The 11,310-nt window shown below is 72.2% G+C and carries 11 protein-coding genes; 5 read left to right on the top strand and 6 right to left on the bottom strand.

Translation table 11 applies throughout. The features are described 5' to 3' along the window. Positions 1 to 11: 11 nt before the first annotated feature. Both I7X39_RS19775 and I7X39_RS19780 read right to left on the bottom strand, forming a co-directional pair. The gene (locus I7X39_RS19775) at positions 12 to 749 is read right to left on the bottom strand and encodes a hypothetical protein (RefSeq protein ID WP_198112906.1); all 738 of its coding nucleotides are present in this window, start codon (positions 747 to 749) and stop codon (positions 12 to 14) included. Between the two features lie 3 nt (positions 750 to 752). Further along, positions 753 to 1,634, bottom strand: coding sequence for an alpha/beta hydrolase (locus tag I7X39_RS19780; protein WP_198112907.1), 882 nt, complete (start codon positions 1,632 to 1,634; stop codon positions 753 to 755). 83 nt (positions 1,635 to 1,717) lie between these two features. Here I7X39_RS19780 and I7X39_RS19785 point away from each other — a divergent pair, with 83 nt between their 5' ends. After that, positions 1,718 to 3,133, top strand: coding sequence for a DNA recombination protein RmuC (locus tag I7X39_RS19785; protein WP_198112908.1), 1,416 nt, complete (start codon positions 1,718 to 1,720; stop codon positions 3,131 to 3,133). Beyond that, a complete protein-coding gene (locus tag I7X39_RS19790) occupies positions 3,130 to 4,290 on the top strand; it encodes an MFS transporter (protein ID WP_198112909.1) in 1,161 nt (386 codons plus the stop codon). Before I7X39_RS19785 ends, I7X39_RS19790 begins: the two co-directional genes overlap by 4 nt. A gap of 35 nt (positions 4,291 to 4,325) precedes the next feature. Here the strand turns inward: I7X39_RS19790 and I7X39_RS19795 are convergent, their stop codons facing one another. Beyond that, positions 4,326 to 5,357 carry a GlxA family transcriptional regulator gene (locus I7X39_RS19795; protein WP_198112910.1) on the bottom strand — a complete coding sequence of 344 codons (1,032 nt, stop codon included), beginning with the start codon at positions 5,355 to 5,357 and terminating at the stop codon, positions 4,326 to 4,328. 87 nt (positions 5,358 to 5,444) lie between these two features. On the opposite strand from I7X39_RS19795, the gene I7X39_RS19800 reads away from it, so the two are divergent. After that, the gene (locus I7X39_RS19800; protein ID WP_198112911.1) at positions 5,445 to 6,248 is read left to right on the top strand and encodes an MBL fold metallo-hydrolase; all 804 of its coding nucleotides are present in this window, start codon (positions 5,445 to 5,447) and stop codon (positions 6,246 to 6,248) included. A gap of 15 nt (positions 6,249 to 6,263) precedes the next feature. Here I7X39_RS19800 and I7X39_RS19805 read toward each other — a convergent pair whose 3' ends face one another. The 3 genes from I7X39_RS19805 to I7X39_RS19815 form a co-directional block, all read right to left on the bottom strand. Further along, on the bottom strand, positions 6,264 to 7,325 hold the full coding sequence (locus I7X39_RS19805) for an ankyrin repeat domain-containing protein (protein WP_198112912.1): 1,062 nt from the start codon (positions 7,323 to 7,325) through the stop codon (positions 6,264 to 6,266). An 84-nt stretch (positions 7,326 to 7,409) separates the two neighbouring features. Continuing rightward, on the bottom strand, positions 7,410 to 8,030 hold the full coding sequence (locus I7X39_RS19810) for a LysE family translocator (protein WP_198112913.1): 621 nt from the start codon (positions 8,028 to 8,030) through the stop codon (positions 7,410 to 7,412). Beyond that, positions 8,030 to 8,680: an NADPH-dependent F420 reductase gene (locus tag I7X39_RS19815; protein ID WP_198112914.1), complete on the bottom strand. Its 651-nt coding sequence runs from the start codon at positions 8,678 to 8,680 to the stop codon at positions 8,030 to 8,032. Before I7X39_RS19815 ends, I7X39_RS19810 begins: the two co-directional genes overlap by 1 nt. Positions 8,681 to 8,784: 104 nt before the next feature. Between I7X39_RS19815 and I7X39_RS19820 the strand changes: the two genes are divergently transcribed. Beyond that, positions 8,785 to 9,699: a LysR family transcriptional regulator gene (locus I7X39_RS19820; RefSeq protein WP_198112915.1), complete on the top strand. Its 915-nt coding sequence runs from the start codon at positions 8,785 to 8,787 to the stop codon at positions 9,697 to 9,699. Positions 9,700 to 9,757: 58 nt separating this feature from the next. Further along, positions 9,758 to 11,233 (top strand): peptide MFS transporter, encoded by a 1,476-nt coding sequence (locus I7X39_RS19825; protein WP_198112916.1) that lies wholly within the window; start codon positions 9,758 to 9,760, stop codon positions 11,231 to 11,233. The last annotated feature ends 77 nt before the right edge of the window (positions 11,234 to 11,310 follow it).

The raw sequence follows: 11,310 nt of genomic DNA on the forward strand, positions 1-11,310 counted from the left end.
CAGCGCCGCGATCAGCTGAGCTGCAGCGCGAACTCGCGGCGCTGCTGGCCCTTCTCGCCCGCGCCGCTGCCGCTGCCGGTGGTGAGCTTGCGCGTCACCACCAGGCGCTCGCCGCTGACGGCGAAATGCCATTCGTCCTGCGAGTTCATCTCGAAGCTGATGACCACCATGGCGCGGCCCGAGATCTTTTGCGTGCTGCGCGCGGCCAGCGGCGTGCCGTCGGCCGCCACCCACACATCGAGCTGGCCCTCGTACTTCTTCACGTATTTGTCCGGCCGGCGCTGCTGCAGCTCGAAGCTCAGCAGCTTGGCCGGCTTGCCCTGCCAGCTGTCGGCCTTTTCGCCCTTCAGCGTGGCGCGCGCCAGCTGGCGGCTCAGCACCTCGGCCGGGCGGGTCAGCTCGCGCACTTCCTTGTAGCCGAGCTCGCGCAGGCCGTTGGCCGTGGGGGTGGCGGCCTTCGGGTCCTGGTCCTTGGCCTGGTCTTCCGAAAGCGCCTTGTTCAGCAAGGTCTGCGGGTAGGCCAGGCGCAGGCCCTGCGGGCCGTCCTCGAAGCTCAGCTGGGCCTGGCCGGGCTGCACCTCGGCGTCGTCCTTGCCTTCGTTGTTGCGGTTCTCGCTCTTCAGCGTCACCTGGCCGCGGATCGGGGTTTCGGCCTGCAGGCGCTGCAGGGCGGCCTTGAGGTCGGCGAGGGTGTCGGCCTGCACCGGCAGAACCGTCAGCAGCAGGGCAGCAAGGGGGATCAGGCGCATGGTCTATGGCAGGGATTGGGCAAGAAATTCCACCAGCGCACGGCCGATGGCATCGGGGTCGCGGCCAAAGTCGGCATGGCCGGCGCCGGGGATCACGATCAAGCGGCCCGGTGCGTTGACCTGCACCCCGGCGGCAGCCAGGCGGTAGGCCTGCTCCAGCGGCACCACGGGGTCCAGTTCGCCGTGCAGGATCAGGCTCGGCACCGTGCCGTAACGAACGTAATGGGTGGGGCTGGCCTCCTGCAGTTGCAGGGCCGTGGGGCTGCGGGTGCCGAGCAGGGCCTGCACGGTGCCAAGCGCCTGCGCGCTGGCGCCGGCCAGCGCGCTCAGGTCGTACGGCCCGCCATGCAGCACGGCCGCGGCCACGCGCGTGCTGCCCTCGCGCGGCAGGCCCCGGCCCTCGAAGCGCGGGTCGTCCGGCGTGTAGGCCAGCAGCGCGGCCAGATGGGCGCCGGCAGAGCCGCCGATCACCGCCACCTTCTCGCCGTCCACCTCCCACGCCGCCGCCTGGCTGCGCAGCCAGCGCAGCGCGCACTTCAGGTCTTCCAGCGGGGCCGGGTGGTGCACGGCGGGGGCCAGGCGGTAGTCCACGCTCAGGCCGGTGTAGCCCAGGCCGGCCAGGTTGCGGGCCAGGGCCTCGTAGTCCGCGCGGCTGCCGGTGCTCCATCCGCCGCCGTGCACGAACAGCAGCGCGCGCCGCCGGTGCGCGCCGCTCGGGGGCTGGTACAGGTCGCCCAGCAGGCGTTCGCCATCCACCTGGCAGACCGTCAGACCGCGCGTGATGCGCGGCGCCGGTGGCTCTGCGGGGGCGGCCGGAGCCGGGCCCGTGCCGCCGCCGCAGGCCAGCAGGGTCATCAGGCTCAGCAGCAGGGCGCAGCGACGCATGGCGGAACAAAGCAGAGTGCCGGGGGCGGCCATTGTGGGCACGCGCGGGCAGCGGGTGAGTGCTTGCCCCGAGAATGCGGGCCATGCCTTGGTTAGAGCTTGTGACAGCGCTGCTTGCGCTGGTGACGCTGGTGCTGGTGTTCCTGCTGCTGAAACGGCCGCCCCCCGTGGCGGACCTGCAACCGGTGCAGCAAGCCTTGTTGAACAGTGAGCGCGGCCTGCGCGACGACAGCCAGCGCCAGGCCCAGGCCCTGAGGCAGGAACTGCTGGGTCAGCTCGGCCAGTTCCAGACCAGCCTGATGGCCCAGGGCGGCGACGTGGCGCGCACCCAGAACGAGCAGATCGACGGCCTGCGCGTGCAGGTGGCCGGGCTGCAGCAGGGCCTGATGCAGGGCCTGCAAAGCACCACCAGCGCGCTCAACCAGGCCCAGGCCGCGGCGCGCGAGGCGCTGGATGCGGCGCTGATGCGCAATGCCACGCAGTTGCGCGAGCAGCTGGCCGCGCTGACCACCGCCAACGAGCAGCGCATGGCCGATCTGCGCCACACCGTGGAGCAGCGCCTGGCTGGCATCCAGCAGGACAACGCCGCCAAGCTGGAGCAGATGCGCGCCACCGTGGACGAGAAGCTGCACGCGACGCTGGAACAGCGCCTGGGCGAGAGCTTCCGCCAGGTGGCCGAGCGCCTGGAGCAGGTGCACCGCGGCCTGGGCGATATGCAGAACCTGGCGCGCGACGTGGGGAGCTTGAGCCGCGTGCTCACCGGCGTGAAGACGCGCGGCGTGTTCGGCGAGGTGCAGCTGGCCGCGCTGCTGGAGCAGGTGTTCACGCCCGAGCAGTACGGGCGCGAGGTCATCACCGTGCCCGGATCAAACGCCCGCGTCGAGTTCGCCGTCAAGCTGCCGGGGCAGGGAGAGAGCCCGATCTGGCTGCCGATTGACGCCAAGTTCCCGCGCGAGGACTACGAGCGCCTGCTCGACGCCCAGGAGCGCGCCGACGCCACCGCCGCCGAAACCGCCGGCAAGGCCCTGGAGGCGCGCCTGCGCCTGGAGGCCCGCACCATTGCCGACAAATACCTGGCACCGCCGCACACCACCGATTTCGCGCTGCTCTTCCTGCCCACCGAGGGTCTGTACGCCGAGGCCTTGCGCCGCCCCGGGCTCTTCGAGGCCCTGCAGCGCGAACACAAGGTGATGCTCACCGGCCCCACCACCCTGCTGGCCACGCTGGGCAGCCTGCAGATGGGCTTTCGCACCCTGGCGCTGGAAAAGCGCAGCGCCGAAGTCTGGAGCGTGCTGGGCGCCGTCAAGACCGAGTTCGGCAAGTTCGGCGAGGTGCTGGCCAAGACCAAGAAGAAGCTGCAGGAAGCCAGCAACACCATCGATGCCGCCGAGGTGCGCACGCGCGCGATGACGCGCCAGCTCAAGACCGTCGAGGCCCTGCCCGAGACCGAGGCGCAGCGCCTGCTGGAGATTGCCGACTCTGAGGACGAGCCCGCTTGAGCCATAGCCTGCCCGCGGGCTTCTGGCGCCTGATTGCCGCCATCGTGGCCGTGCACGCCTGCATGGCCACCACCCGTGTGGCCAGCACGCTCTGGCTGCTGCACACCGGCCATGGCGAGGTGACGGTGGGCGTGCTGCTCGCCCTGGTGGCCCTGGCCCCGGCCCTGCTGGGCCCGGCGGCGGGCGCCTGGGCGGACCGCTACGGCCTCTGGAAGCCCATGCAGATTGCCACCGCCCTGGCCCTGGTGGGCACGGCCGCGCCGCTGTTGTGGACGCATGTCAGCACCCTGGTGATCGGCGCCATCGGCACCGGTGGAGCCATCGGTGTGGCGGCGGTGGCGGTGCAGCGCGAGGTGGCGCAGCGCGCCCGCGAGCTCACCGACCAGAGCGCTTCCCAGCGCATGTACTCCTGGGTGGCGCTCGGCCCGGCGCTCTCCAACACCCTGGCGCCGCTCTTGGCCGGCGCCCTGATCGACACCGTCAGCCACCGCGCCGCGTTTGGTGCCGCGGTGCTGATGGTGCCGGTGGGCCTGTGGCTGCTGCGTGAGCGCCGCCACCTGCCGCGCCCGGTGCTCACGCAGCGCGTCAGCACCCGTCCCGCCTGGGACCTGCTGGAGGCCAAGAGCCTGCGCCAGCTGCTCGTCATCAACCTGGTGCTGGCCGCGGCCTGGGACGCGCACAGCTTCGTCGTGCCCGTGCTCGGCCACGCGCGCGGCTACTCGGCCTCCACCATCGGTGCCATCCTGGCCTGCTTCTCGGTGGCCGGCATGGCGGTGCGTCTGCTCATCATCCGCTTCGCGGGCGCCTGGAGCGAACGCCTGATGCTGCGCAGCGCCATGGGCGTGACGATGGCGATGTCGGCCGTCTACGCCTTCCTGCCCGGGCCGCTGGGCCTGATGCTGGGCTCGGCCTGCCTGGGCCTGGCCCTGGGCTCGGTGCAGCCCACCGTGTTGGCGGCGCTGACGCACGCCACCCCGCCCGAGCGCCACGGCCAGGTGCTGGGCCTGCGCATGATGGCCACCAACGCGGCGGGCGTGACGCTGCCAATGGGCTTCGGCCTGCTGGCCGGCCTGGCGGGTGTGGGCGGGCCGCTGTGGCTGACTGCCGCGATGGTGGCGGCGGTGTGGCCGGCTACCAAGGTTTTGCGCGCGGTTTGAGCGGGCGGGCGGCCGAGGGCGGTGGCTGACGCGCGTCAGCGCCCGCGCTGCCGAAAACGCGCCGGGCTCTCGCCCACTAGGCGGCGGAACAGGCGGGCGAAGGTGGGCACGTCCTGGTAGCCCACGGCCGCCACGATCTGGGCCGTGCTCTGGCGGGTGCCGAGCAGCAGCTGCTTGGCCTTCTGCACGCGCGCCTGCTGCAACAGGGCCAGCGGCGTGCTGCCGGTTTCCTGGCGGACGCGCCGCAGCAGGGTGCGGCTGCTGATGTGAAAGGCCGCGGCCAGGCGCGCCAGGTCGAAGGGTTCGGCCAGGCGGGCCTCCAGCCAGCCGCGCACCGCCTGCGCGAACGAGGGCGGGGCAGGCGGCAGCAGGCGCTCGTCCACATAGGGTGCCTGGCTGCTGCGCGGGGGCTGGAGCAGGGTCACGCGCGCGGTGCGGCTGGCCACGCGGGCGCCGTACAGGCGCTTGATGAGATGCAGGGCCAGGTCGAACACCGAGCTGACGGCGCCGCTGCTCAGCAGCGCGCCGTCCTCCACCAGCAGCTCCTGCGCCTGGAGCTGCACCTGCGGGTAGCGCGCCGCGAAGGCCGGGGCGAACAGCCAGGAGGTGGTGGCGCGGCGGCCGTCCAGCAGGCCGGCCTCGGCCAGCAGGAAGCTGCCCAGGCAGACCGTGGCCACCACGCTGCCCCGGGCCGCGCAGCGGCGGATGAAGCGCTGCTCCTCGGCCAGGGCTTGCAGCTGCAGCGCCAGGGCCTCGGGCCGGCCCAGCTCCATGCCGGGCACGAGCAGCAGGCCGTAGCGGCCCCGCGGGCGCCCGGGGCTCAGCACGAAGCCGCCCGCCAGGCGCACCGGGCCGGGCCGCAGGGCCACGAGTTCCAGCACCGGGGCAGGCGGCAGCGCCTGGCCTGCCGTTGTGCCTGTCGTTTGATCCATTGCCTGCGCCAGCTGCCCCGCCAGCCGCAGCAGGTCGGCCAGGCCCAGCAGCTCGGTGCCCAGGCAGCCGGGGTAGGCCAGCAGCGCGATGCGCAGGGTCTCGGGGGCGGGAGCGGTGCTGGGCGTTGTGGCCATATCGAACCCAAAGATGGCGATGCCGCCATGCTGCCAGATGCCGGAGCCCACCGAGCATGGCGGCCTGATCCACACCGAGATTCCGCCATGCAGATCACGCAACTCCGCAGTGCCACCCTGGTCATCCACAGCGGGCCGCACCACATCCTGGTGGACCCGATGCTGGCGCCCCGCCACGCGCTGCCGCCGCTACGACTGCTCGACGGCCGGCGTGAGCGCAACCCCACCGTCGGCCTGCCCGCGGCGGCCGCCGGCGTGCTGGAGCAGGTGACCCATGTGCTCATCACCCATTGCCAGAAGGGCCACTTCGACCACCTGGACCGGGCCGGCAAGGCCTGGCTGCGCGAGCGCCAGCTGCCGGTGATCTGCACCCCGCACGACGCCGAGTACCTGCAGGCGCGCGGCCTGAACGTGCAGGTCCTGGCGCCCGGGCACGATCAGCCCCAGCCCTTTCTGGGCGGGCGCATCCGCACCCTGCGCTGCACCCATGGCCGCGGCCTGGTGGGCCGGCTGATGGAGCATGGCGTGGGCTACTTCATCGAGCTGCCGGCCGAGCCCACGCTCTACCTGGCCGGCGACACGGTGCTGACGCCGGCCATCGTTGAGTTCCTGCAGCGCGAGCAGCCCGATGTCTGCGTGCTGCCGGCCGGCGGCGCGCACTTTGACTTCGGTGGCGAGCTCATCATGGGCGTGGACGAGGTGCTGGCCTGCACCCGCCTGACGCAGGGCCTGGTAGTGGCCAATCACCTGGAAGCCCTGAGCCACTGCCCCGTGACGCGCGCCGAGCTGCGGCAGGCCGCTCAGGCGGCCGGCCTGGCAACCCGCCTGTGCGTGCCGGAGGATGGTGAGACCCTGAACCTGGCCGCGCCCGCACTCGCCTGCGCCGCCTGAGGTTGGGCCACCCGCTCAGGTCTTGGGCGGCAGTGGCTGGGCGCCCAGCTCCAGCAGCAGCTCGGCCAGCGCCTTGCGCTCATCCCCCTGTGCCCAGGCCAAGGGCGGGGCGCCTTCACTGTCGCGGGCGTCCAGGGGCGCGCCCTGCGCCGCCAGCCAGCGGATCAAAGCTGGCCGCTCGCCCGCCACCGCCAGGTGCAACGGGGTCATGGCCAGGCCGGAGGGCAGGGCGGCGCGGTCCACCCGGGCGCCTTTTGCCCGCAGGGCTTGCGCCACGGCCAGATGGCCCTCGCGGCAGGCTTCCATCAGCGGCGTGAAGCCGATGGGGTCGGGCGCGTCCACCGCGGCGCCGGCCTCCAGCAGGGCCACCACGGCCTGCAGCCGGCCCTCGCGTGCGGCGCGGGCCAGCAGTGGGCGGCCGGTCTCGTCGCTGCCGTTCGCCCGCGCCCCGGCGGCCAGGGCGGCACGCAGGGCGGCAGGGTCGTCGGCGTCCAGCGCGCTCAGCAGGGCCTGGGTGGCGGCATCGGGTGTGTGCAGCGTGCCGCGCTGCGCCAGCAGGCGCTTCAGCACGGGTTGGTGGCCGCGCCGCATGGCCACCTGCACCGCGTCGCCATGGCCCACCAGGTCGGTGCGGGCGCCATGCGCCAGCAGCAGGTCCACCAGCGGCAGGTCGCCATAGAAGGTGGCCCAGTTCAGCGCCGGGTCGCCGAAGGAATCGACGGCATTCACCTCGGCACCGTGGCGCAGCAGCATCTCGGCCAGGGGGCGGTAGCGGTTGTTGACCGCGATCATCAGCGCCGTGGCGTTGTAGTAGGAGGCCAGCCGCGGGTTGGGCGGTGCGCCGCGCGCCAGCAGGCGCTCTGCAATCGCCTGGTGGCCGCGCGACACCGCGATCAGCAGCGGTGCGGCCTGATCGGGGCGATCGGTGGCTTCGGCCGAGGTGCCCGCCGCCAGCAGGGTGCGCACCCGCTCGCTATCGCCGGCGCGGATGGCGGCGGCCAGCTCCTCGTACGCCGTGGCGGCCTGGACCGGAGTCAGGGCGGCAAGGGTCAGGGCAAGGGCGAGGATGCGCAGCATGGCCAGGCTTCAAGGCGTGAAAGCGGAGCAGCATGCCGATTCCGGCGCGGGCCGCGCAGTGCCGAAAGTCGGTGCGGAGCGCGCCTAGCGCTGCTGCACGGCCAGGCGCAGCCCCAGCCCGATGAGCACCAGACCGGCGACCCGGTTGCCACCGCGCTGCAGCCGCTGCCAAGGCGGGCGGGCCCGCCCGACCAGCGCGGCCAGCGCGGATTCGTACAAGGTGTCCAGCAGCGCCAGAGTGCCGCCCAGCAGCAGGCATTGCAGCCAGAGCGGGCCCCGCAAGGCATCCAGAAAGGGCGGCAGAAAGGCCAGGAAGAACAGCGCCACCTTGGGGTTGAGCAAGCCGTTGAGCAAGCCCTGCAGCAGCAGCCGAAGCGCCGTGGCTTGGGGCGCGGCCGGCCCTGCCGCCGTGCTGTGGGCGGGGCGGCTGCGCCAGAGCGCGAGCCCCATCCAAAGCAGGTAGGCGGCTCCGGCCCCCTTGAGCAATGCAAACGCCAGCTCCGAGCGGGCCAGCAGCGCCGAAAGCCCGAGGCCCGCCAGCGTGGCATGCACCAGGGTGCCAAGGTTCAGGCCCACGGCGGTCCAGATGCCGGCGCGGGTGCCGCCTTCCAGCGTGCGCGCCAGCACCAGGGCCTGGGCGGGCCCCGGCACCAGGATCAGCGCCGCGCTGCTGAGCAGGAACAGCCCGTAGAGCCCGGCGTCCATCACGGCGCGATGACCTTGAAGGCGTGCGCCCAGTCGCCGCGCAACAGGCCGGGCAGGCACCACAGTTGGCACAGCGGTTCGGTGGCTCGTGCGCCTTCGATGCGGCCGCAGTCATAGGGCTCCCAGCCGAAGGCGCGGACCAGCGCGGCCACCTCGGCCTTGGCCTCGGCGTCATTGCCGGCGATGAACATGGAGCCCGGCCCGCCGGCAAAGCGCGGCTGCACGAAATGTGCGGCGCCCACGGTGTTGAAGGCCTTCACGATGCGCAGGCTGGGAAAGGCCTGCTGCAGCCGCTCGCCCAGCGAGTCGTTGGGGCCGGTGAAGAAGCGCAGCACGCCGTGCTCTGGGGTGGCGTCCTCGATCGGGTTGGTGGCGTCGATCAGCAGCTTGCCGTTCAAGGCGCTGCCCGCGGCGTCCAGCACCGCGGCGGCCGCGTGGCCCTTGACGGCCAGCACCACGGTCTGGCCGAAGGCGGCGGCCTGCGCGTAGCTGCCGGTCTGGCTGCCCGTCTCGCCGGCGAAGTCGGCCAGTGTGGCGGCGGTTTTGGCGGCGTCGCGGCCGGCCAGCATCACGGGATGCCCGAGGCCGCGCAGCCCGCGCGCCAGGCTCTTGGCGACATCACCGGTTCCGAGGATGGCATAGGGGGTCATGGAAATCTCCGAGGGGTTCAGGGTGGCGATGGGGCGGATTCTGGAAATGGGCTCGGCGTTCGTGAAGACACAATCCAGATTCAAACTGTCACCAAAAATTGACAATGAACGAGCAGGACCTGCGCACCCTCTGGGTCTTGAGCCGCGTGGCGCAGCACGGCAGCTTTGCGGCGGCGGCGCGTGAGCTGGGCCTGACCCGCGCCGCCGTGAGCCGCCTGGTGGCGCAGTCCGAACGCCGCCTGGGCGTGCGCCTGGCCGAACGCAGCACCCGCCAGGTGGTGCTGAGCGAGGCGGCGCTGCACCTGGTGGAGGCGGTGCAGCCGGCGCTGCACACCCTGCAGGCGGCGCTGACCGCCTTGCCCGAGGCCCACCATGCGCTGCGCGGGCCGGTGCGCCTGGCCTGCAGCCATGCGCTCGGCCAGCACCTGGTGCTGCCGCTGCTGCAGCGCTTCCTGCACGCGCAGCCCGGCGTGAAGCTGGAGCTGCTGTGGTCGGACCGTGTGGAGGACCTGGTGGGCCAGCGCGTGGACGTGGCCGTGCGCCTGGGCGATTTGCCCGACAGCACCCTGGTGGCGCGGCCGGTCGGGCGCGTGGCGCTGGCGCTGGTGGGCGCGCCGAGCCTGTTCGAGGGGCGCCGCCCGCCGCGCCGGGTGGCCGAGCTGGCGGCCTGGCCGCACTTGGTGCTGCGCCCGCCGGGCGTCAGCGAGGCCCGCCCCTGGCGCTTCATCACCCCGAGCGGGCGCGAGTACTTCCGTCCCCATGCGCCGGTGGCGGAGCTGAGTGCGCTGGAGCCGGCGGTGGACCTGTGCCTGGCGGGCCTGGGCCTGGCGATGCTGCCGCGCTACCTGGTGTCCGAGCACTTGGCCGCCGGCCGCCTGCGCGCTCTGTTGGCCAGCCAGCTTGCCGAAGGGCCGGCGGTGCATGTGTGCACCACGCAGCGGGAGCTCTTGCCACAGCGCGTGCAGGTCTTGCTGGCCCTGCTGGTGCCGGGCCTGAAGGCGGCACTGGCGGCCGCCTGAGCCGCCCCTGGGGGATGCGAGGGCCTGGAGCGCCTGCCACGCTGCCGACAATGCCCGCATGACCTCCCTGCGCCAGACCCTGGCCCGCATCCCCGAAGGGGCGGGCGTGCTCTTCTTCATCCAAGTGGTGTCCACGCTCGGCTATGCCGTGCTCTATTCCAGCCTGGTGCTCTATGCCAGCCAGGCCCTGGGCTACAGCAACGAAAAGGCCGCGCTCATCATGGGCGTGTTCGGCGCCTTCAACTACGGCCTGCACCTGTTCGGCGGCTACCTGGGCGGGCGCTTCCTGAGCAACCGCAACCTCTTTCTGGGCGGCATGGTGCTGCAGGCCGCCGGCTGTGCGGCCATCGCGCTGGGCGGCGAGACCCCGCTGATCTGGGGCCTGGCCCTGTTCCTGACCGGCAGCGGCCTCAACGTCACCTGCCTGAACATGATGCTCACGCAGCGCTTCGCGCCCGAAGACACGCGGCGCGAGGGCGCCTTCCTGTGGAACTACGCCGGCATGAACGTCGGCTTCTTCATCGGTTTCGCGGTGGCCGGGCATTACCAGCTCAGCCAGGCCTACGGCAGCCTGTTCAGCTTCGCCACCGTGGGCAATATCGCCGCCATCGCGCTGACCCTGGTGTACTGGCGCGTACTGGCCGACCGCGACACCCCGCTGCTGCAGGCCACGCCGGCCCAGTTCCGCCTGCGCTTTGCGGCCGGCATGGCCATCCTCGTCGGCCTGGTGCCGGTGCTGGCCTGGCTGCTGCGCCACCCCGGCGAGACCTCTTGGCTGCTCAAGGGCGTCAGCGCACTGATCGCCGTGATCCTGGTGGTGCTGACGCTGCGCCACCCCGAGCCGGCCGAGCGCCGCCGCATGGTGGTGTACCTGGTGCTGACCCTGGGCTCGCTGGTGTTCTGGTCGCTCTACCAGATGGCGCCCAGCGGCCTGCAGCTCTTCGCCGTGGGCAATGTGCACATGGAGGTGGCGGGCCTGGCCATCGCCCCGCAATGGGTGCAGAACATCAACACCATCGTCATCGTCATCGGCGGCCCCTGGCTGGCGCTGCTGTTCCAGCGCTGGCGCGCACGCGGCTGGCCGGTGGACATCCCCCAGCAGTTCGCCGCCGCCCTGCTGCTGATGGGCCTGGGCTTCCTGGTGCTGCCGCTGGGCATCCAGTTGGCGGGTGCCGACGGCCGCGTGGCCTTCGCCTGGCTGGCGCTCAGCTATGTGCTGCAGGCGGTGGGCGAGCTGCTGATCTCGCCGATCGGCTACGCCATGATCGGCCGCCTGGCGCCGCAGAAGTACCAGGGCGTGATGATGGGCAGCTGGATGATGGTGACCGGCCTGGCCTCGCTGTTCGCGGCCGATTTCTCCGGCCTGGTGGCCCAGCCGGCCGACGGCTCGCCGCTCACCAGCAACCCGGCTTACGCCACCTTGTTCACGCAGCTCGGTGCGGGCAGCCTGGTGGTGGGGGTGGTGCTGGTGGCGCTGGTGCCGTGGCTGGGGCGAATGATTGGCCCGGCGACCACTTCCAAGCAGCCGGGTTGATATGCTTGTGAAATAAATGATTCAGTTCTAAAGTACTTCGCATCGCGGGCCACCTGGGTCCGCCTTGCGCAGCGCTG

This window comes from Inhella proteolytica (assembly GCF_016093275.1).
Classification (GTDB): Bacteria; Pseudomonadota; Gammaproteobacteria; order Burkholderiales; family Burkholderiaceae_C; genus Inhella; species Inhella proteolytica.